Source organism: Paraburkholderia sp. MM6662-R1, assembly GCF_050436245.1.
GTDB classification, from domain to species: Bacteria; Pseudomonadota; Gammaproteobacteria; order Burkholderiales; family Burkholderiaceae; genus Paraburkholderia; species Paraburkholderia tuberum.
In genome coordinates this window covers 2,275,378-2,295,259 of record NZ_JBNDLV010000001.1, presented here as the reverse complement: position 1 = coordinate 2,295,259, position 19,882 = coordinate 2,275,378, and the positions used below count along the sequence as shown (strand labels likewise).

At 64.5% G+C, this 19,882-nt stretch carries 19 protein-coding genes; 2 read left to right on the top strand and 17 right to left on the bottom strand.

Going from position 1 to position 19,882, the window contains the following annotated elements:
- Positions 1-269 precede the first annotated feature (269 nt).
- Complete coding sequence (locus tag OKW39_RS10840; protein ID WP_429335648.1) at positions 270-1,160, top strand: alpha/beta fold hydrolase; 891 nt, start codon at positions 270-272, stop codon at positions 1,158-1,160.
- A 49-nt stretch (positions 1,161-1,209) separates the two neighbouring features.
- On the opposite strand, the gene OKW39_RS10835 is transcribed toward OKW39_RS10840, so the two are convergent.
- Positions 1,210-1,680, bottom strand: a complete 471-nt coding sequence (locus OKW39_RS10835) for an Lrp/AsnC family transcriptional regulator (protein WP_184026307.1) — start codon at positions 1,678-1,680, stop codon at positions 1,210-1,212.
- Positions 1,681-1,792: 112 nt separating this feature from the next.
- Between OKW39_RS10835 and OKW39_RS10830 the strand changes: the two genes are divergently transcribed.
- Positions 1,793-2,731 carry a DMT family transporter gene (locus OKW39_RS10830; protein ID WP_429562637.1) on the top strand — a complete coding sequence of 313 codons (939 nt, stop codon included), beginning with the start codon at positions 1,793-1,795 and terminating at the stop codon, positions 2,729-2,731.
- Positions 2,732-3,030: 299 nt separating this feature from the next.
- Here the strand turns inward: OKW39_RS10830 and OKW39_RS10825 are convergent, their stop codons facing one another.
- The 16 genes from OKW39_RS10825 to aceK form a co-directional block, all read right to left on the bottom strand.
- Positions 3,031-3,948 (bottom strand): MBL fold metallo-hydrolase, encoded by a 918-nt coding sequence (locus tag OKW39_RS10825; protein ID WP_184062674.1) that lies wholly within the window; start codon positions 3,946-3,948, stop codon positions 3,031-3,033.
- Complete coding sequence (locus tag OKW39_RS10820; protein ID WP_429562636.1) at positions 3,945-4,418, bottom strand: MaoC family dehydratase; 474 nt, start codon at positions 4,416-4,418, stop codon at positions 3,945-3,947. Before OKW39_RS10820 ends, OKW39_RS10825 begins: the two co-directional genes overlap by 4 nt.
- Positions 4,415-4,660 carry a DUF1289 domain-containing protein gene (locus OKW39_RS10815; RefSeq protein ID WP_429562635.1) on the bottom strand — a complete coding sequence of 82 codons (246 nt, stop codon included), beginning with the start codon at positions 4,658-4,660 and terminating at the stop codon, positions 4,415-4,417. Before OKW39_RS10815 ends, OKW39_RS10820 begins: the two co-directional genes overlap by 4 nt.
- Before the next feature lie 5 nt (positions 4,661-4,665).
- Positions 4,666-5,187 (bottom strand): YbaK/EbsC family protein, encoded by a 522-nt coding sequence (locus OKW39_RS10810; RefSeq protein ID WP_429562634.1) that lies wholly within the window; start codon positions 5,185-5,187, stop codon positions 4,666-4,668.
- A gap of 34 nt (positions 5,188-5,221) precedes the next feature.
- Positions 5,222-6,148: a hydroxymethylglutaryl-CoA lyase gene (locus OKW39_RS10805; protein ID WP_429562633.1), complete on the bottom strand. Its 927-nt coding sequence runs from the start codon at positions 6,146-6,148 to the stop codon at positions 5,222-5,224.
- A 116-nt stretch (positions 6,149-6,264) separates the two neighbouring features.
- Positions 6,265-7,206 carry a 2-hydroxyacid dehydrogenase gene (locus tag OKW39_RS10800; protein WP_429562632.1) on the bottom strand — a complete coding sequence of 314 codons (942 nt, stop codon included), beginning with the start codon at positions 7,204-7,206 and terminating at the stop codon, positions 6,265-6,267.
- Between the two features lie 528 nt (positions 7,207-7,734).
- Complete coding sequence (gene bioB / locus OKW39_RS10795) at positions 7,735-8,835, bottom strand: biotin synthase BioB (RefSeq protein WP_429562631.1); 1,101 nt, start codon at positions 8,833-8,835, stop codon at positions 7,735-7,737.
- Positions 8,836-8,887: 52 nt separating this feature from the next.
- The gene (gene bioD, locus OKW39_RS10790; protein WP_429562630.1) at positions 8,888-9,628 is read right to left on the bottom strand and encodes a dethiobiotin synthase; all 741 of its coding nucleotides are present in this window, start codon (positions 9,626-9,628) and stop codon (positions 8,888-8,890) included.
- Positions 9,625-10,809 (bottom strand): 8-amino-7-oxononanoate synthase, encoded by a 1,185-nt coding sequence (gene bioF, locus OKW39_RS10785; RefSeq protein ID WP_429562629.1) that lies wholly within the window; start codon positions 10,807-10,809, stop codon positions 9,625-9,627. Before bioF ends, bioD begins: the two co-directional genes overlap by 4 nt.
- Entirely contained in the window at positions 10,809-12,170 is a 1,362-nt protein-coding gene (bioA, locus tag OKW39_RS10780; protein WP_429562628.1) for an adenosylmethionine--8-amino-7-oxononanoate transaminase, read from the bottom strand. The genes bioF and bioA overlap by 1 nt, the downstream gene beginning before the upstream one ends.
- 352 nt (positions 12,171-12,522) lie before the next feature.
- Positions 12,523-13,827 carry a dienelactone hydrolase family protein gene (locus OKW39_RS10775; RefSeq protein WP_429562627.1) on the bottom strand — a complete coding sequence of 435 codons (1,305 nt, stop codon included), beginning with the start codon at positions 13,825-13,827 and terminating at the stop codon, positions 12,523-12,525.
- Between the two features lie 618 nt (positions 13,828-14,445).
- On the bottom strand, positions 14,446-14,901 hold the full coding sequence (locus tag OKW39_RS10770; RefSeq protein ID WP_429562626.1) for a YchJ family protein: 456 nt from the start codon (positions 14,899-14,901) through the stop codon (positions 14,446-14,448).
- A gap of 7 nt (positions 14,902-14,908) precedes the next feature.
- Entirely contained in the window at positions 14,909-16,039 is a 1,131-nt protein-coding gene (locus tag OKW39_RS10765) for an acyl-CoA dehydrogenase family protein (RefSeq protein WP_429562625.1), read from the bottom strand.
- Positions 16,040-16,072: 33 nt separating this feature from the next.
- Positions 16,073-16,750, bottom strand: coding sequence for an SDR family oxidoreductase (locus OKW39_RS10760; protein WP_090802777.1), 678 nt, complete (start codon positions 16,748-16,750; stop codon positions 16,073-16,075).
- A 28-nt stretch (positions 16,751-16,778) separates the two neighbouring features.
- Positions 16,779-17,987, bottom strand: a complete 1,209-nt coding sequence (locus OKW39_RS10755) for an acetyl-CoA C-acetyltransferase (protein ID WP_184051305.1) — start codon at positions 17,985-17,987, stop codon at positions 16,779-16,781.
- Positions 17,988-18,059: 72 nt separating this feature from the next.
- Positions 18,060-19,877, bottom strand: coding sequence for a bifunctional isocitrate dehydrogenase kinase/phosphatase (gene aceK, locus OKW39_RS10750; RefSeq protein ID WP_429562624.1), 1,818 nt, complete (start codon positions 19,875-19,877; stop codon positions 18,060-18,062).
- Between the last annotated feature and the right edge of the window lie 5 nt (positions 19,878-19,882).

The window sequence follows — 19,882 nt, the reverse complement described above, 5'->3', positions numbered from 1 at the left end:
GTTGGGCCAACCGGTGCGACGTGCGCCCGGCGAATAGATGAATGAGTTTAGCGGCACACGGCTTGCGGCGTGTTGGCCGGCGAATGCGTGTGGCAGTCGAACGATACCGGCATGCCGAAGTCGCGCAAACATTTAAGAACGGTCGTTCGATTATAGGCGAAGTGGGTTCGAAGGAGTATTCAGGTTCCATGTCTGCGTGGGATATCCCACCTCGCACGGACCTGTTGGCCTTCTACAATGCACGGACCTCAAACGATCAACGAGACGTCATGGCCTTCGAAAATTTCACGTCTTTTCGCGTCGCCGTGGGCGATGTCGACATTTTCGGAGTGAAGGGCGGCGCCGGGCCGCCTCTGCTTCTGCTGCACGGCCATCCGCAATCGCATCTGATCTGGGAACGCTGCGCCGCGCCGCTCGCGCAGCACTTCACGGTGATCGCAACCGATCTGCGCGGCTATGGCGCGTCGGGCAAACCGCCGAGCGATGCCGCGCACGCACCGTATTCGAAACGCGTGATGGCCGCCGACCAGGTCGCGGTGATGCGCCACTTCGGCTTCGAGCGCTTCCTCGTCTGTGCGCACGATCGCGGCGCGCGCGTTGCGCACCGGATGGCGCTCGATCACGCCGACGCGGTCGAGCGTTTGATGCTGCTCGATATCGCGCCGACACTCGCGATGTACGAAGCCACCGACCGCGCGTTCGCAACGCACTACTTCCACTGGTTCTTCCTGATCCAGCCCGAGCCGCTGCCCGAAACGTTGATCGGCGCAAATCCGGCTGCCTATGTCGACGCGGTGATGGGCGGACGTCATGCGGGTCTCGCACCGTTCGATCCCACCGCGCTCGACGCGTATCGGGCGGCGCTCGCGCAACCGGGTGCGGTGCACGCGATGTGCGAGGACTATCGCGCGTCGGCGAGCATCGACCTCGAACATGATCGCGCCGATATCGAGCGCGGCAACAAGATCGGCTGTCCGCTGCGGGTGCTGTGGGGCGACAAGGGTGTGATCGAAAAATGCTTCGATGCGCTCGACGAATGGCGGCATGTCGCGCGCGACGTGAGCGGCCGCGCGCTATCGTGCGGGCACTATCTGCCCGAGGAAGCGCCGGACGAACTGGTCGCCGAGATGCTGTCGTTTTTCGAGACGCTCGAACAATAAGCGCCGGGCTGCTTTGCGCGACCTTCGTTTGACCAGCGATGGACCTTCGTTAGCCGAGCGGCGGCAGCCGTCGCGCGACCGGCGTCGACTTGACGATCGCCGTGCTGGTCTCCGCGCGCTCGGTCACTTTCGACAGGATCTCGTCGAGCTGCTCGATCGAATGCAAGTACAGGCGGCAGATGAAACAGTCGTCGCCGGTCACCTTGTCGCATTCGACGAACTCCGGAATGCGCCGGATCACTTCCTCCACCAGATGCAGCTGCCCGGGCAGCGGCTTCACGCGCACTACCGCCTGCAGCGTGAAGCCGAGCGCGCGCGGATCGATCTGCACGGTGAAGCGCTCGATCACGCCCTGCGCTTCGAGCCGCCGCACGCGTTCGGCCGTGCTGGGCGCCGATAAGCCGACGACGCGCGCGAGTTCGCTGACCGGCTGGCGCGCGTCCTGCGCGAGCGCGGCGAGCAGTGCGCGGTCGGTGTCGTCGAGTGCGACCGGCGTGATCGATGCAAGGCGTTTGCTCATGACGGCCTTCGTTTATGAGGTGAAAATGCGGTAACGCTTAAGTTTAGCCATGTATTCGCGCGGGTGGATTAATTAGACTGCCAGTTATGCAGTCACAATCCGGGATCGAATCATGGCTTCAAACAAGGCTTCCGTCACGACCTCGAGCAGTTCGCCCACCGACATCCGCCGTGGCGCGGCGCAGATGAGCGTCGCGATGCTGATGTCGGGCACGATCGGCTGGCTTGTCGTGTCGTCGCAGCAAAGCCCGTTCAACGTGGTGTTTTTCCGCTGCATTTTCGGCGGCGCGACGCTCGCGCTCGTGTGCGCCGTACTCGGCCTGTTCCGCCGCGAGCTGTTTTCGTGGAAGATGCTCGGCCTCGCGTTGCTCGGCGGCGCGGCGATCGTCGTGAACTGGGTATTGCTGTTCGCCGCGTATTCACGCGCGTCGATTTCGATGGCAACGGCCGTCTACAACACGCAGCCGTTCATGTTGGTCGGACTCGGCGCGCTGGTGTTTCGCGAGCGCATCAGCGCATCGACGATCGCGTGGCTCGTGGTCGCGTTCGTCGGGCTCGTGTTCGTCGTGAAGGTCGAGCCGGCCGTGCTCGCGGTGCCGGGGCAGTATCTGGTCGGCGTCGCCTATGCGGTCGGTGCGGCGGCGATGTACGCGGTGTCGTCGATCATCACGAAGCGGCTGAAGGGCACGCCGCCGCATCTGCTCGCGCTGATCCAGGTATCGCTCGGCGTGCTGTTGCTCGCGCCGTTCGTACGCTTCGACGCGTTGCCGGCAAACGGCGCGCAGTGGCTCGAACTGGTCGTGCTCGGCGTCGTCCATACCGGTCTCATGTACGTGCTGCTATATGGCGCGATCCAGAAGCTGCCGACGTCGATGACGGGCGCGTTGTCGTTCATCTATCCGGTGGTCGCGATCATCGTCGACCGGCTTGCGTTCGGACAGACGCTCGCATGGATTCAGGTGCTCGGCGCCGCGCTGATTCTGCTGGCGGCGGCGGGCGTCAATCTCGGGTGGCGGATCGTGCCGCAGAGAAAGCGCTTATCGTCCACGTAATGCCGATTCGACATTCAATCGGATATTGCTACGGATCCCGGAATAACGCGCAAGCGTTCAAGCGCCTAACGCCGTTTGATGACAGATCATGTATGCATTCGTAAAACGTGGCGTCAAATTTCTGTAGGGAAATCACCGATGCGATGCAAAAACCCACACGCGTATCATCGACAGCGACGCTGATCACGTCCAACAGATGTTCCGCCGCTCGCTTCGTCGAGCGGTTTTCTTTTTAGGAGCACGGTTTTGCGTTCCGGTGCGCTTTTCCACCGCGCCGGTCGAAGCGGTCACATCACAGTTCAATGCCGCGCGAGAATGCGCGTGCCGTCCACCTCGAGCGGTCCATCGTTCGCCGCGAGCTCCCCGATCATTCCCTTCAGCAACGCGGGCCATTCGCCGCGCGGCTTCAGCATCGACGCGGCCGCGCGCATCACGGCCGCGTCGTCGAGCATGCGCAAAAGCGTGTCCACGCTCATCTCGCGGACTTCGAGCAGCTTGAACACGATCAGCACCTTCAGCGCGTTCCTTGCGTTGCGCGCGGGATCGGCGCGCAACCAGGCGACGCGCGACATCGCGCGTTCGAGCGCCGCTTCGACCTGCGTGAACGGCGCGCCGTGGCCTGGGATGACGACGCGCACGTCGAGCGTTGCGATCAGGTCGAGCACGGCTTGCTGCTCGGCGAAGCCGCTTTCGCCTTCGAGTTCGGGAAAGATCACGCCGAAGCCGTTTTCCCACAGCGCATCCGCGCTGATCAGCAAGCGTTCGTCCGCGCAATAGAGCATCAGCGAATGGGGATCGTGGCCCGGCGCGCCGAGCACCTGCCAGTCGAGCGCGCCCAGCCGCAAACGTGCGCCGGGTGCCAGCGTGCCGGTGAAGCCGAAGCGCTCGCAGGTTTGACCAGTCGCGCGAAAGCTGAGGCGAGTTTCGTCCCAGCCGCGTACGGCATCGGCTTCGGATGACGGGATCAGCGTGCGGCACGGCCACGTTGCCTGCAACAGTGCGTTGCCGCCGCAATGATCCGAATGCAGGTGCGTGTTGACGATCAGATCGAGCGGCCGCGTGCGCAACGCATTGCGTACCAGCGCGACCGTTTGCGATGCGTGCGTCGCATAGCCGGTATCGACCAGCGCGGCGCATGTGTCGTCGACGAGCAGCACGTTGTTCGACGACAGCCAGCCGCGCTCGAAAACCCGGATCGATGCGGGCAGCGCGATCATGGCGTGGCCGTTCTCGCTTGCGCGTCCACGACCGCGTCGGGCTTCGGCATCACGAGGATCGTCGAGGTACCCGTCAACATCAGCTCGCCGCGCTGATTGACCACCGAACCTTCGAGATAGGTCAGATCGCCGTTCAGGCTCGGCTTCCAGTGAGCGTCGTGCACACGCCACGTGATCGTCAGCGTGTCGTGCGCCTGCACTGCCTTCTTCAGCTTGATATCGAATTCGAGGCCGAGCGGTTGCGCGTAAGTAGAGAAATGCGTGGCGAGCAGCGCCATGAAATACGCGGTGGGTTGCGTGCCCGACGCGATCAAGCCTCCAAAGCGGCTTTGCGCGGCATACGCTTCATCGTGATGCAATGGGTTCAGATCGACGACGAGCGTCGCGAACGATTTGATCGAATCCACCGACAACTTGAGCGTCGAACTGAACGTCTCACCGGGCGTCACGATGCGCGGCGCGGCGTTCATTGCTTCTCCTTCGCCGTCGATGTCGTGCGCAGCGCCATTAACGTCGCGTGGCGCACTTCGATCGCGTCCCACACCGCGCGCTTCGCGTCGTTGTCGAGCATCGACCAGCCGGCGATTTCGTCGATCGTGCGCAGGCATCCTTCGCACCAGCCGGTCGATGCATCCATCCTGCACACGCTGATGCACGGCGACGGCACGCAACCGCCGTCGTCCGTGTCGTCGTAATCGTTGCCGCTCGCCATCGTGTTCAGGCCGGCTCGCGCAACGCGACATCGACGACCGGCGCGCCTGTGAGCGAGATCAGCTCCTGCGCGGTCAGATTGAACACCGCGTGCGGATGACCGGCGGCCGCCCACAGGCTCTCCAGCTCGAGCAGATCCGCATCGATCAACGTGACCGGCGCGGTCGCGTGACCGACCGGGCACACGCCACCGATCGCATAGCCGGTTTTCTCGCGCACGAACTTCGCGTCCGCGCGGCCGATCTCGCCGACCTGCGCGGCCACTTTCTTTTCGTCGACACGATTCGCGCCGCTCGCGATCACGAGCACCGGCGCGTCGTCTTCGCGGCGCCGGAACAGGATCGACTTCGCAATCTGCGCGACCGAGCAGCCGAGTCCGGCGGCCGCTTCGGCGGAAGTCTTGCCGGTTTCCGGCAGCATCACGATTCGCCCCGCGTGACCGCGTTCGCGTAGCAGCAGCGCGACGCGACGTGCCGAGTCGGGCAGCGCGGCGAGATCGTCGGAGTCGAAGGACGCGAGGTCGTTCATTGTTTGGGACCCTGAATGAAAATGGATGCTGCGGTTATACGCAGGTGTTTGCTTCGCTGCGCGCCTTCGCGAGCAGCGCTTTACCGGCGCGCGACACGTTGGACCGGCCGATCGCGTTCGAAATGAAGTCGCCGATTTCGACCACTTGCGCGAGGTCGATACCGGTCTCGATGCCGAGACCGTTCATCAGATACAGCACGTCTTCGGTCGCGACGTTGCCGGTCGCGCCCTTCGCATACGGACAGCCGCCGAGCCCCGCGACCGATGCATGAAAAATCTCGACGCCTTCGAGCAGCGCCGCGTAGATGTTCGCGAGCGCCTGGCCATAGGTGTCGTGGAAGTGTCCCGACAGATGCTCGCGAGGAAACGCTTCGGTCACGGCCTCGAACACTTCGCGGGTGCGCTTCGGCGTGCCGACGCCGATCGTGTCGGCGATATCGATCTCGTCGCAGCCGAGCGCCGCGAAGCGCTTGACGACGTCGACGACCGACGCGACCGGCACTTCGCCCTGGTACGGACAGCCGAGCGCGCATGACACGCTGCCGCGAATCCGCAGCTTATGTTGTTTCGCCGCCGCGGCGACTGGCGCGAATCGCTCGATGCTCTCCGCGATGCTGCAGTTGATGTTCTTCTGCGAGAACGCCTCGCTCGCCGCGCCGAAGATGACGATCTCGTCGGCGCGCGCGGCGAGCGCGCCTTCGAAACCGCGCAGGTTCGGCGTCAGCACCGAGTAAATCGTGCCGTCGCGGCGCTCGATGCCGGCCATCACGTCGGCGCCGTCGGCCATCTGTGGCACCCATTTCGGCGACACGAACGAGGCTGCCTCGACGTTGCGGAAGCCCGCCGCCGACAGACGGTTGATCAGCTCGATCTTGGTCGCGGTCGGCACGAATTCCTTCTCGTTCTGCAGCCCGTCGCGCGGACCCACTTCGACGATTTTCACTTGCTTCGGTAAGGCCATGATGTGTCTCCGATTCGATACGGTTTGATCGCTGTCCCATCCAGGATGGGTGCTGCCGCGTTGCTGCAATTCAAGTCAGCCCGCACGCCTGCGACGCGTGCGGGCGCAGGTTTCACTCAGTAGCCGCGTTCCAGTTGCACTGCGCCGCTCACCTGCTCGCCGCGCATCATCGCGCCGATCTTGTCCGCGACCTGCGCGACGCTGTCCTCGCGCAACGTCAGCGCCGACGTGTGCGGCGTGATCGTGATGCGCGGCTCGCGCCAGAAAGGATGATCGGCGGGCAGCGGTTCCTCGCGGAACACGTCGAGCGTCGCGGCGGCGAGCTGGCCGCTCGCGAGCGCAGCGAGCAGATCCGCTTCGACGAGATGCGCGCCGCGCGCGACATTGATCAGATATGCGCCGCGCGCGAGCTTCGCGAAGACTCGCGCATTCAGCACGCTTTCCGTGTCGGGTGTATGCGGCAGCAGATTGACGAGCACCTTCGCGCCGTCGAGGAAGCTATCGAATTGCGCGTCGCCGGCGAACGTCGCGATGCCATCGATCTGCTTCTCGCCGCGACTATAGCCGCGCACCGGCAGGCCGAACGACGCGAGCGTTTGCGCGACCTGCGTGCCGAGCACGCCGAGCCCGAGCACACCCACCGTGAACGTTGCGCGCGGATGCGGCTCGAGCACTTTCCAGCGGCGCTCGCCTTGCAGCACCTGATATTCGTCGAAGCGGCGCAGATAGCGCAGCACCGCATGCGTCACGTACTCGGCCATCTGCGCGCCCATGCCGGTATCTTCGAGGCGAATCAACGGCACCTCGGGCGGCAACGTGCCCGGATGCGCGCGTTCGAGCGCGAGAATCGCATCGACGCCAGCACCGAGATTGAAGATCGCGCGCAGCGTATTGCGTCCGGCCAGCATCTCGCGCGGCGGACGCCAGACCACCGCGAAATCGGCTGGGCCGGTGTCGCCGGGCTTCCATTCGCGCAGCTCGGCGGCGGGCAGAGCGCGCGCAAAGTCGTGCAGCCACGCGGCGGCTTCGGTGTGCGGTGCGTAGAAGAGTATTTTCATGCGGTGCGGAATGCGTCGGCGTCGATGTGGGCGTGAGCGGGACGGACCCGGAGCGCGCGACGGCAATCGGACGACGCGTGCGGCATCGGGTCTCCTCCCGGTATGAACAGGCTTCATTCTACTTTTTCGACGCAAATCGCGCGCGTTTGCGCACGCACGTGCGTTTCGAGATGCATGCCGTGGTGGGCGTCGAGTTCGCGCGTACCCGCGCATTTCTTCGTTTGCCCGATAACCAAAGCACAAAAACCTGGTTCATCGATGCGCGACCGAGCGGGACAATGATTGCCTGGATTCCTTGCGCAGCGAGGCACGCACATGCTTTCATGCACCCGATCGATTGCGACAATTCCTAATTTGACGCAATTTGTATATTGATTAGGTTTCTTGAATTGGTGATTAAAGCTTCGCCATGAAAAACACCCCGAAGATTGGATCAACGTCCAACTTTCGGGGTGAATTTCGCCACTATGCGGCGACGCAGACCATTAGTTCGTGCACGCAGCGCATGCGGCTCAGCGCTTCCGCGACTCAATTCGCCACGCCGTGATCCCCATGCCCATGCGCACACCCATGCTCGCCCCCACTCTGCTCGACCGGCATCTGCTGCGCAGCCTCAGCGCGAATCCCCAGGCGCGCGAGCAGCTTGCGATCCGCTTCCGCCTGCGGGTTGCTCGTGGTCAGCAACTGATCGCCGTAGAAAATCGAATTCGCGCCCGCGAGGAAGCACATTGCCTGCAACGCCTCATCCATCTGCTCGCGTCCGGCCGATAGACGCACCATCGCGCGCGGCATCGTGATGCGCGCAATCGCGATCGTGCGCACGAATTCGAACGGATCGATCGCTTCGGTCCCGGTCAGCGGCGTGCCTTGCACCTGCACCAGATTGTTGATCGGCACCGATTCCGGATACGGCTCCATGTTCGCGAGCTGCGCGATCAGCCCCGCGCGTTCGCGGCGCGATTCGCCCATACCGACGATGCCGCCGCAGCACACGTTGATCCCCGCGTCGCGCACGCGTTCGAGCGTGTCGAGGCGATCCTGGTACGTGCGCGTCGAAATGATCTGGCCGTAGAACTCCGGCGACGTATCGAGATTGTGGTTGTAGTAGTCGAGGCCCGCATCGCGCAGCGCCTGTGCCTGGTGCGTTTCGAGCATGCCGAGCGTCACGCAGGTTTCGAGGCCCATCGCCTTCACGCCGCGGATCATGTCCTTGATCGGCTCCAGGTGGCGGTCCTTCGGATTGCGCCACGCGGCGCCCATGCAGAAGCGCGTTGCGCCGTTCTGCTTTGCGACCTGCGCGGCGGCCAGCACTTCGTCGACCGGCATCAGCTTGTCGGCGGCGAGACCCGTGTCGTGATGCACCGATTGCGGACAGTATGCGCAATCCTCTTCGCAGCCGCCGGTCTTGATCGACAGCAGCGTCGACAGTTGCACCGCATTGGCGTCGAAATGCTCGCGATGCGTTTGCTGCGCGCGAAACAGCAGGTCGTTGAACGGCAGTTCGTACAACGCGATGATATCGGCGACGCGCCAGCGCGCGAGCGGCTTCGCTTCAGTGGCGGCTGCGGTCGGATTGCTGTTGGCGGCGCTCGCTTCGGCGGTGCCTGCTGCGATGTTCAGTTGTGTCATGTGATCGATCCTCGTAAACGGATGAATTTGGGTTCGGCGCTGCGGGGCAGCGCTATGCCGCGCGCAATTGGCGCAGCGTTTGCAGAAGCCGTCGAATGTCGAGCTGTTGCGCTGCAAGCTCCGGCGACGGCGGGCCGATATGTGGCACGACGCCGAGCAACGGCGCGTCGTACGCTTGCGCGAAATGCACGCGAATCGACGCGATGTTTTCGTCGGGAAAGGTCATGTCCGGGTCGATGCGATTCGCGACCCAGCCCGCGAGCGTTAGACCGCGCGCGGCGATCGCTTCGGCAGTCAGCAGCGCGTGGCTGATGCAGCCGAGCCGCATGCCGACCACCAGCACCACCGGCAGCTTCAGCGCGACGGCGAGATCGGCGGTGTCCTGCGTCGCGGTCAACGGCACGCGAAAGCCGCCGACACCTTCGACCACGACCACCTCGGCGAGCTTCAACGCCTCGCGATGGCACGCGACGATGTGCTCGAGATCGAACGAGACGTTTTCCAACGCCGCCGCGATGTGCGGCGCGGCCGGTTCCTTCAGCAGATACGGCGTGCGCATGGCGGGCGGCAGCAGCACGCTCGACGCGGCATCGAGCTGATCCGCGTCCTCGTTGTGCAGCACGCCGTTCACTTCGAACGCGCCCGCCGCGATCGGCTTCATCGCTGCTGCCTGCAGGCCTTCGCGCACGAAGCCGCGCAATAGCGCCGACGACACGAAGGTCTTGCCGATTTCCGTACCGGTGCCGGTGACGAACAGCGACAGCGCGCCGTCATCGTTATTCAAGTTGCTCATGCCGCGCGCGCTCCGACTTGTTGCAGGCCGGCCTCGAGCCGGTCGAGATCCGCATGCGAGTGCGCGGCCGACAGCGAGATGCGCAGACGCGACGTGCCGGTCGGCACGGTCGGCGGACGGATCGCGGGCACCCACAGCGCCGCGCGATCGAGCGACGCGGCGATGTCGAGCGTCGCATCGTTCGCGCCGATGATCAGCGGTTGCACGGCCGTATGTGAATCGACGGGCAGCCACGGCGTCGCCTTCAGCATCGCGCGCGTGCGTTCGATCAGTTGCTGCAGATGCGCGCGGCGCGCATCGCCTTCCACGCCGCCGATGATGCGCAGACTCGCCGACACCGCATGCGCGGCCGCCGGCACCGACGCGGTCGTGAAGATATACGGACGCGCGCGCTGCACGAGCCATTCGATCACGGTCGCATGCGCGACGACGAACGCGCCGGAGACACCCGCCGCCTTGCCGAGCGTGCCGATCGAGATCAGATGCGGCGAGCGCAGCGCGGCCTGCGCGATCGCGCCACGGCCTTGCGGACCGAGCACGCCGAAGCCGTGCGCATCGTCGACGATCAGCCATGCGCCGTGCCGCTCGGCGAGTTCGAGCAAACGCGGCAGCGGCGCGATGTCGCCGTCCATGCTGAACACCGTGTCGGACACGATCACCTTGACGTCCGCCTCCGACGCTTCGAGCATCGCGCTCAATGCATCCACGTCGCAGTGCGGATAGATCTGCACATCCGCGCGCGACAGCCGCGCGCCGTCGATCAGCGAAGCGTGATTGAGCGCATCGGAGAACAGCGTCGTGCCGCGGCCCGCGAGCGCGGTCAGCGTCGCGAGATTCGCCATATAGCCGGTGCTGAAATACAACGCGCGGGCGTCGTCGAGAAAGCCCCCGGCAAATTCAGCGAGATCGTCTTCGAGTTGCGCATGCGCACGCGAATGACCGCCGAGCAGATGCGAGCCGCCGCTGCCCGCGCCATACAGGCGCGCGCCTTCGGCGATCGCGTCGATCAATTGCGGATGCGCGGCAAGGCCCAGATAGTCGTTGCTCGCGAAGCCGATGATGTCACGGCCGTCGACCGTCATGTGCGCGGCGCATGGTGTGTCGGCGGTGCGCCGGCGTCGGCGCAGGCCGCGCGCGTCGATTTCCTTCAGGCCTTCGGCGAGTGTGTCGAGCAGATGCATCAGCGGGTCTCCGCGAGCGTGGCGTCGAAGGTGTCACGCGTGCGCGTGGCGAGCAGCGCGAGTTCTTCGTCTTCGAGGATGTACGGCGGCATCAGGTACACGGTGGTGCCGATCGGGCGCAACAACAGCTCGCGTTGCAGCGCGTTTTCGAAGAAGCGGCGCGAGAACGTCTTGGCTTGCTGAGGATCGTCGATCATTGCGTCGAACGCGAAGATCGTGCCGCGCTGACGCAGATTGCGCACCTGCGCGTGCTCGACGAGCGGCGCGAGCGCGGCCGCGAGGGTCGCCGATTTGCGTGCGTTGGCGGCGAGCACGTCGTCGCTCGTGAACAGATCGAGCGTCGCGAGCGCGGCGCGGCACGCGAGCGGATTGCCGGTGTACGAGTGCGAGTGCAGGAAGCCGCGCGCGGTGTCGTCGTGATAGAAGGCCGCGAAGATCTCGTCGCGCGACAGCACGATCGACAGCGGCAGATAGCCGCCGCTGATGCCTTTCGACAGACACAGGAAGTCCGGCCACACGCCCGCCTGTTCGCACGCGAAGAACGCGCCGGTGCGGCCGCAGCCGACTGCGATTTCGTCGGCGATCAGATGCACGCCGTACCGGTCGCACAACGCGCGCAATCCGGCGACGTACGACGCGTCGTGCATCGCCATGCCAGCCGCGCATTGCACGAGCGGCTCGACGATCAGTGCGGCGATGCGGTTCGCGCGCGCCTCGAACAGCGCGCGCACATGGTCGAGCGCGCGGCGCGCGACGTCGGCGGCGGTTTCGCCCGCTTGCGCGAGCCGCGCATCGGGCGAGGCGACGACGTGGGCGTGACGAATCAGCGGATCGTACGCGTCCTTGAACAGCGCGACGTCGGTTACGCCGAGCGCGCCGATCGTCTCGCCGTGGTAGCTGTTGGCGATGCAGACGAATTCCTGCTTGTCGGCGTAGCCCCGGTTGCGCCAGCTGTGAAAGCTCATCTTCAGCGCGATCTCGACCGCCGACGCGCCATCCGACGCGAAGAACGCGTGGCCGAGCGTGTTGCCGGTCAACGCGTGCAGACGTTCCGCGAGTTCGACGGCGGGCTCGTGCGTGCAGCCGGCGAGCATCGCGTGTTCGAGCGTATCGAGCTGATCTTTCAGCGCCGCGTTGATGCGCGGGTTCGCATGACCGAACAGATTGACCCACCACGAACTGATCGCGTCGAGATAGCGATGACCGGCGCGATCGTACAGCCACGCGCCTTGGCCGCGCGCCACGGGGATCAGCGGCAGACGTTCGTGGTGCTTCATCTGCGTGCACGGATGCCACACCGCGCGCAGGCTGCGGGCGACCCAATCTTCAGGGGCGACCGGGGGGACTGCTGACTTTTCCAAAGAGGTACTCCAGGGTGCTTTTTTGCCACGCACGCAAGCCTCGGCGAGTGCGCGGGGTCGAGATTAGCGGTTTATTTGGTCGCGCGCATCAACCGCGAAATGCTCGTTTTTCGCGGTGGCGTCGAGGTTTAGCATCGTTCGATGCAGCTCGTTCGATTTCATGAGGGAAGCTCGCCAATCGACGGAGATAGCGACGTCAAAGTAATGGGCTGTTACTGGCCAGAATTTGGGGTGACGAGGTGTTTTTTGCGGGGGAACTGAGCGCACAAGAAAAAACCCGCCGATACGGCGGGCTTGCGGCACATCAGAATCAGGCGCGATTCACGCCTCGATTCACGCCTCTATTCGTACTTCACTCCCGGCTCGCAATCGCTTTGCGCCCGGCATCGGCATCGCTTGCATCCGCCGTCTGCGAGTTCTGATTGCCCCACACGACCGCGTTATCGACCGCATACAGCCGGCACGGATCGGAGCTCTGCTTCTGGCAATTCGTCACCGCCACCGACATCGGATCGTCGCCGCCCTCGGCCCACGACCACGCGCCCGAATCCGACACCGCGAACGCGCGGCTCGGATACTGATGCAGGAAGTTGCGATAGCCATTGCGGCCCTCGTTGTCGAGGTACGGCACCGAGTCGACCGCGTCGAGCGCGGCGAATCCGGTTGCCTTCGGCGCGGCCGGATCGGCGACGTGATACTGCACGGCAGTCGGCATACCGGCGCGCGCGAGGAACGCTTCGACGGCCGGCCACCATACGTGCACGCCGTCGCGGTCGCCGACCAGCCGATGCGCGTCGTTCTTGTAGTGGCCGAAGTCGACCATCTTCACGCTGGCGCCGTGTGCGCCGTACGCGGCATACATGCCCGCGACGAGTTGCGCGTTCCACACCGAATCGTTATCGCCATAGAGCCACAGCGACGGCACCGCAGTCTTCTCGCCGTACGCGCCGAATGCGCGCGTCAGATTGCCTTGCCAGTCTTCGCAGGCGTCCTGGCGCAGGCCGCCCGAGAAATTGATCAGCGCGCGCACGCCGGGCGCCGCTTCGGTGCCGTATGCGATCGTCGCAAGACCGCCATGCGAGGTGCCGGCCACCGCGATGTGCGTCGCGTCGACATAAGGTTGCTTCGACATGTAATCGATCGTTGCTGCGACGTCGCCGGCCTGGCCAAGGCCGTTGCGCTCGACGTCGCAGCCGTCCTGCTCGTACACGCCGCCCGAGTGACCGAAGCCCTGACGGTTCGGCGCGACGACCACGTAACCGCGGCGCACGAATTCGCGCGCGAACGGCAGCGGGTCGCTGCGTTCCTGCGTGCGCGGGTCGCCCGGAATCTTGCCGTGGTTGAAGACGATCATCGGGAACGGGCCGGGGCCGTCCGGCTTGTAGATCGTGGTTTCAAGCGTGACCGTGCCGGCGGCGTCGACCGGCACGCGGATGATCTTTTCGTTCAGGTGAGCGGTGGGCAGGTAGACGTCGTCGTCCAGCGCGAGGCGCGGCACGCGGGCGCGCGACAGCGGTCCCTGGATGTCGCTCGACGGCGTCGCGTCGTGTGCGGAAAGGGACGAGTAGGCGAGCGGATCGGCATGCGCGATCGTGACAGCACACGTGGCCGCGGCGCAGATCGCCGCACACTTCGTCAGAACCTTGCTCAACACCATTGATGCACCTGCTTTAAAGACGTGTCCTGAACTCCGTGCTGTCCGGTTGCGCAAAACGCTGCTGACATTCAGCTTTCGTTCGCGATTTCGACACAAACAGACTCACTCGCGAGCGTTGCGGGAAGCGCACGCACGCAAATCGAGATCGCACGGGATGAACCCAACGGCCGACGCGACCCCACGCGTCGAGGATGAACGTCACTTGATGCAGTCGGAGTCCGCGCGGCTCGCGTTCGATCAGCGGCCGGTCAGCCTTCCTTTGCATGTTGCGGAGCCGGTATGATCCGCTCTCGCAATGTGACGTCATGAAACTACGGACTCATCCTGGCACGACAATTTTGTTTTGTGCAATCAAGGAGAACCCGTGACGAAAAAATTGCTGCATGTGCGAACGAGGCTTCAAAGCCTTTCCGGGCAAGGGCCGGGAACATGTGGCGGGAAGCGGCAAGTACAGGTCGTGTCAGTGCTGTGGTGCGAGGCCAACGAAGAAGCCCGCGTGAAAGGAACGAAAAAAGGCCTATGCAAAGGCCTTTATCAAGTTTGTCGAGAGCGAGTGAAAGGCACGAGAAAGCTTCGGCGCGTAATGCAGCGATTACTTAATCGTCGCGTGCTCTTCATTTACTCATTGACGTCGCCATCGACATAACGCCAGCGGCCATCATCGCCGCGCACGAATCGACTCGATTCATGCAACCGATAAGCACGTCCCCCCACTTTGTAGCGGGCGATGAATTCGACGGTCGCGTGATCGGCATTGCTTTCGGCGAAGCCTTTGATCTGCAGTCCGAGCCAACGGGGCGCGTCGGGCGCGGTGGGATCGACGTCGAGATCGGCGGGGCAGGTGCTGCGGTCCCACGTCGCGCGCAGGTAGTCGGTTGCACCGAGCACGTACGCGCTATAGCGCGAGCGCATTAGTTCGAGCGCGCGCGGCGCCGCTTCGCCGCCGTCGATATAGCGGCCGCAGCATTGCGCGAAACGCGGGGCTTTGGTCGCGGTGCCCCCGCGTGCGTCGGGCGCGGCGCCGCCGCACGGACAGTCGACAGGTCTTTGCAGTGACAACAATGGCTTGTTCATTGAAATTTCAGTTGAGCGCGCGAGCGATCAGGATCTTCTGGATGTCGCTCGTGCCTTCGTAGATCTGGCACACGCGCACGTCGCGGTAAATCCGCTCGACCGGGAAGTCGCTCAGATAACCGTAGCCGCCGTGAGTCTGCAAGGCGGCCGAGCAGATGCGCTCGGCCGCTTCGGAGGCGAACAGTTTTGCCATCGCGGCTTCGGTCAGACACGGCTGGCCCGCGTCCTTCAGCGACGCCGCGTGCCAGATCAGTTGACGCGCGGCTTCGAGTTGGGTCGCCATGTCGGCAAGACGGAACTGCACCGCCTGGTGCGAGAACAGCGGCGCGCCGAAGCTCTCGCGTTCTGTTGCGTAAGTCAGCGCCGCCTCGAACGCGGCGCGTGCCATGCCGACGCTTTGCGCGGCGATACCGATGCGCCCGCCTTCGAGACCCGACAACGCGATCCGGTAGCCTTCGCCTTCCGCGCCGATCAGGTTCGCGGCCGGCACGCGGCACGCCTCGAATACGATTTGCGCGGTATCCGACGAATGCTGGCCGAGCTTGTCTTCGACCCGCGCGACCACGTAGCCCGGCGTGCCGGTGGGCACGATGAACGCGCTGATGCCGCGCTTGCCAGCGGCCTTGTCGGTGACGGCCATCACGATCGCGACGTCGCCGTTCTTGCCGCTCGTGATGAACTGTTTGACGCCATTCAGCACGTACGCGTCGCCGTCGCGTGTCGCGGTGGTGCGCAGCGCCGACGCATCCGAGCCCGCTTGCGGCTCGGTCAGGCAGAACGCGCCGAGCATCTCGCCGCGCGCGAGCGGCGTGAGCCAGTCGCGCTTCTGCGCGTCGTTGCCATAAGTGAGCAGGATGCTGCACACGGGGCAGTTGTTCACCGAGATCGCGGTCGACGTGCCGCCGTCGCCGGCCGCGATTTCTTCGAGGATCAACGCGAGCGCGAGCGCGTCCATGCCCGCGCCGCCATACGCTTCGGGCACCAGCACGCCATAAGCACCGAGCTCGGCGAGCTGCCGGTGCACGTCGCGCGGGAAGGTGCGCTCGCGGTCCCATTGCGCCGCGTACGGCGTGATCGCTTCGCGCACGAAGGTGCGCAGCGCGTCGCGCACCATCAGGTGATCCTGATCAAGCACCATGAGCGTGTCTCCGGTCCCATGCAACGTAGTTGTCTACCAGTCGAGCTGCGTGCCGTCGTGCTGAAAGAAGCGGCCGTGGAACGCGTCGCGCGATGCCGCCGCCTGCGCCAACACCTCGCGCATGCCGGCGACGCTGTGCGCGGGATCGAGCGCGGCCTGCGCGCCGCCCATGTCGGTGCGCACCCAACCGGGATGCAGCGACACGCAGGTCGCGCGCTGCGCGTCGAGCGACGCGAGCTTCAGCACGGCGTTCAGCGCCGCCTTGCTCGCGCGATACAGCCAGCCGGTCGTGCCGCTTGCATCGGCGATGCTGCCCATGCGACTCGAAATCACCGCGAGCACGCCGTCCGTTTCCTCGACGAGCGGCAGCAGGATTGGCAGCAGCTGCATCGGGCCGCGCACGTTCGTGTGCATCACGTGATCGAAGTCCTCGGCGGTGATCGTTTCGATGCCTTCGGTGCGCGGACCGTACACGCCCGACACCAGGATCGCGGCATCGAGCCGTTCGCCGTCGAGCTTCCAGCCGAGCGCCGCGATGTCTTCGGGCGCGGTGACGTCGAGCGCGAAGGTTTCGGCGCCGAGTTCGTTGAGCGCATCGAGCGCGGCGCCGTCGCGCGCGGTCGCGAGCACGCGCCAGCCGCTCTTTCTGTACTGCCGGACGAATTCCTGGCCGATGCCACGCGATGCACCGACGATCAACACTGTTTTCATCGTATTCCTCGAAGATTTTGTGGATGCGTCAGATCAGTTCGACACCCATCGCGGTCGCCTCGCCGCCGCCGATACACAGCGTCGCGACACCGCGCTTCAGACCGCGATTCTTCAGCGCGCCGATCAGCGTGACGAGAATGCGCGCGCCCGAGGCGCCGATCGGATGGCCTAACGCGCACGCGCCGCCGTTCACGTTGACCTTGTTGTGCGGTAAATCGTGCTCTTTCATCGCGGCCATCGTGACGACGGCGAACGCTTCGTTGATCTCGTACAGATCGACGTCGCCGGCGCGCCAGCCGTTCTTTCCGAGCAGCTTGCGGATCGCGCCGACCGGCGCGGTGGTGAACTTCGCGGGCGCCTGCGCGAACGTCGAATGACCGACGACGCGCGCGAGCGGCGCCACGCCGAGCCGTTTCGCGGTCGACTCGCGCATCATCACGAGCGCGGCCGCGCCGTCCGAGATCGACGACGAGTTCGCCGCCGTCACGGTGCCGGTCTTGCTGAACGCGGGCTTCAGCGTGGGGATCTTGTCGAGGTTGGCCTTGAACGGCTGCTCGTCGCGCGCGATCGTGACGTCACCCTTTCGGCCCGCTACGGTGACCGGCGCGATTTCCCAGTCGAACGAGCCGTCCTCGTTCGCGCGCTTTGCGCGGTTCAGCGACTCGACCGCGAACGCGTCCTGCGCCTCGCGCGTGAAGTCGAACGACGCCGCGCACTCCTCGGCGAACGCGCCCATCAGACGGCCTTTGTCGTAGGCGTCTTCGAGGCCGTCGTAGAACATGTGGTCGAGCACCTGGCCGTGGCCCATGCGCATGCCGCCGCGCGCTTTCGGCAGCAGATACGGCGCGTTCGTCATGCTCTCCATGCCGCCCGCGACGATCACGTCGAGCGAGCCGGCGGCCAGCATGTCGTGCGCGAACATCGCCGCGCGCATGCCGGAGCCGCACATCTTGTTGACCGTCGTGCAGCCGGTGGCGAGCGGCAGACCCGCGCCAAGCGCAGCCTGGCGCGCGGGCGCCTGGCCGAGGCCGGCGGGCAGCACGCAACCGATCACCGCTTCGTCGATCTGCTCGGGCTTCAGACCCGCTCGTTCTACGGCCGCCTTGATCGCGACCGCGCCGAGTTGCGGCGCGCTCAGCGACGCGAAGTCGCCCTGAAAGCCGGCCATCGGCGTGCGCGCCGCGCTGACGATTACGATTGGATCGGCGTTGATACCACTGTGGTTTGCGTCACTCATGTTCGAGCTCCTTGGTCATAGCTTGGATGGCTACCGCCGCGCGTTGCCCGCTGCGAACCCTTGTGGGATTCATCAAGCCACGCGCACATTTGGCTCGTCCGCCTGCGCATCGGGCGCTCCGGCGAACCGCTCCGGATAACGCACGCAAAAGCGCACGCTCCGGTCGTACGGGAAAAAATCGGGCAGATCGCCCTTCAACAGAAAATCTTTGTATCGCTGCCACAGCTCGGGCTCGAAGAAATCCGCGTGATGCCGCATGAACGAGCGCCGCACGCGTGGATCGCCGAGCAGGAACGTGCCGTACGTCTCCGGGAAAATATCGTGCGGGCCTACCGCGTACCATGGCTCGTCCGACATTTCGTCTTCCTCGTTGCGCGGCGCCGGCACCGCACGCACGTTGCAGTCGGTCAGGTATTCGATCTCGTCGTAGTCGTAGAACACGACGCGGCCGTGTCGCGTGACGCCGAAGTTCTTGTACAGCAAGTCGCCGGGGAAGATGTTCGCCTGGATCAGCTCCTTCACCGCGTCGCCGTATTCCTTGATGCCGTGCTCGACGTCGTCGTCGTTACCGTTCTGCAGGAACAGATTGAGCGGCACCATGCGTCGCTCGAGGTACAGATGGCGAATCACGAGGTTGTCGCCGTCGTACTCGATCAGCGACGGCACTTCCTTTTCGAGTTCGCGCAACAGCGTTTCGTCGAGCCGCGCGAGCGGCAGCGCGACGCTCGAATATTCGAGCGTGTCGGCCATCCGGCCGAGCCGGTCATGACGTTTGACGAGCAGATACTTCTGCTGGATCTGCGCGCGCGTGGTTTCCTTCGGCGGCGGAAAGTTGTCCTTGATCAGCTTGAACACGTAGGGGAACGACGGCAACGTGAACACCAGCATCACGAGCCCCTTGATGCCGGGCGCGACGATGAAGCGGTCGCTCGAATGCTTCAGGTGATGCAGCAGATCGCGATAGAACAGATTCTTGCCCTGCTTCTGCAGACCCACCGATGTATAGATTTCCGCCTTCGGCTTGCCCGGCATGATCGTGCGCAGAAACTCGACATACGCGGACGGCACTTCCATGTCGACCAGAAAATACGAGTGCGAGAAGCTGAAGATGATCAGCAACTGCTCGCGCTTGAGCAGCACGGTGTCGAGCGCGAGCACGCCCGGTTTCACGTGACGCAGCGGCACCGCGAACGGCAGCAGCGCCTCGCCGTTGATGATGCGCCCGACGATATATGCAGCCTTGTCGCGATAAAACAGCGACGACAACACGTGAATCTGGAAGTTCGGCGCTTCGTCGAACACGCCGAACGCTTCGCGAATCGACTGCATCACGCAGGCGACGTCGCGCGTCAGATCCTCGAACGGCGGATCGAGCTGGAAGTTCGTGACGACCCGTTCGAGCGTTGCGGCAAGTCCATCGGTACCGGGGTAATACGCGCGATACGTCGGCTTCGCGGCCGGTTCGTCGTTCTCGATGTATTCGGTCGAGATCGCCGGGCGCACGAAAATGAAATCGTTGTTGAAGTACGAGCGATGCAGAATCTTGCAGGAAACCGAATTAAAGAAGGTTTCCGCGCATTCCGGCTGACGGTGCGTGGTCAGGAGGCCGATGTAGTGCAGCTTGATCTGCTGCCACACTTCGCTGTCGATGTTCTCCGCGTCGTACTCGTCTTCGAGCAACTGCACGCATTCCTGCACGCGATCGTCGTACGACGTGATGCGGTCGCGCGCGAGCTTTTGCAGGCCGTGCCAGTCGCCGGCTTCGAACAGCGTCTTCGCGTGGATCGCCGCGTCGCGAAAGATCCGGTAGTGACGGTCGAACCCATCGAGCATCGTCTGCGCGACGTCGAAACCGATTTGCGACGATAACAGCTTGGGGAAGTGATTCATCACGC

Excerpts from the sequence above, each read along its gene's own strand:
- OKW39_RS10755 (WP_184051305.1), bottom strand. The coding sequence starts at position 17,987 with ATGAGTGACGCAAACCACAGTGGTATCAACGCCGATCCAATCGTAATC.
- OKW39_RS10805 (WP_429562633.1), bottom strand. The coding sequence starts at position 6,148 with ATGGCCTTACCGAAGCAAGTGAAAATCGTCGAAGTGGGTCCGCGCGAC.
- OKW39_RS10815 (WP_429562635.1), bottom strand. The coding sequence starts at position 4,660 with ATGGCGAGCGGCAACGATTACGACGACACGGACGACGGCGGTTGCGTG.
- OKW39_RS10840 (WP_429335648.1), top strand. The coding sequence starts at position 270 with ATGGCCTTCGAAAATTTCACGTCTTTTCGCGTCGCCGTGGGCGATGTC.
- bioF (WP_429562629.1), bottom strand. The coding sequence starts at position 10,809 with ATGCATCTGCTCGACACACTCGCCGAAGGCCTGAAGGAAATCGACGCG.
- OKW39_RS10810 (WP_429562634.1), bottom strand. The coding sequence starts at position 5,187 with ATGAACGACCTCGCGTCCTTCGACTCCGACGATCTCGCCGCGCTGCCC.
- bioD (WP_429562630.1), bottom strand. The coding sequence starts at position 9,628 with ATGAGCAACTTGAATAACGATGACGGCGCGCTGTCGCTGTTCGTCACC.
- OKW39_RS10770 (WP_429562626.1), bottom strand. The coding sequence starts at position 14,901 with ATGAACAAGCCATTGTTGTCACTGCAAAGACCTGTCGACTGTCCGTGC.
- OKW39_RS10800 (WP_429562632.1), bottom strand. The coding sequence starts at position 7,206 with ATGAAAATACTCTTCTACGCACCGCACACCGAAGCCGCCGCGTGGCTG.
- OKW39_RS10835 (WP_184026307.1), bottom strand. The coding sequence starts at position 1,680 with ATGAGCAAACGCCTTGCATCGATCACGCCGGTCGCACTCGACGACACC.
- OKW39_RS10820 (WP_429562636.1), bottom strand. The coding sequence starts at position 4,418 with ATGAACGCCGCGCCGCGCATCGTGACGCCCGGTGAGACGTTCAGTTCG.
- OKW39_RS10825 (WP_184062674.1), bottom strand. The coding sequence starts at position 3,948 with ATGATCGCGCTGCCCGCATCGATCCGGGTTTTCGAGCGCGGCTGGCTG.
- OKW39_RS10830 (WP_429562637.1), top strand. The coding sequence starts at position 1,793 with ATGGCTTCAAACAAGGCTTCCGTCACGACCTCGAGCAGTTCGCCCACC.
- bioB (WP_429562631.1), bottom strand. The coding sequence starts at position 8,835 with ATGACACAACTGAACATCGCAGCAGGCACCGCCGAAGCGAGCGCCGCC.
- OKW39_RS10775 (WP_429562627.1), bottom strand. The coding sequence starts at position 13,827 with ATGGTGTTGAGCAAGGTTCTGACGAAGTGTGCGGCGATCTGCGCCGCG.
- aceK (WP_429562624.1), bottom strand. The coding sequence starts at position 19,877 with ATGAATCACTTCCCCAAGCTGTTATCGTCGCAAATCGGTTTCGACGTC.
- OKW39_RS10765 (WP_429562625.1), bottom strand. The coding sequence starts at position 16,039 with ATGGTGCTTGATCAGGATCACCTGATGGTGCGCGACGCGCTGCGCACC.
- OKW39_RS10760 (WP_090802777.1), bottom strand. The coding sequence starts at position 16,750 with ATGAAAACAGTGTTGATCGTCGGTGCATCGCGTGGCATCGGCCAGGAA.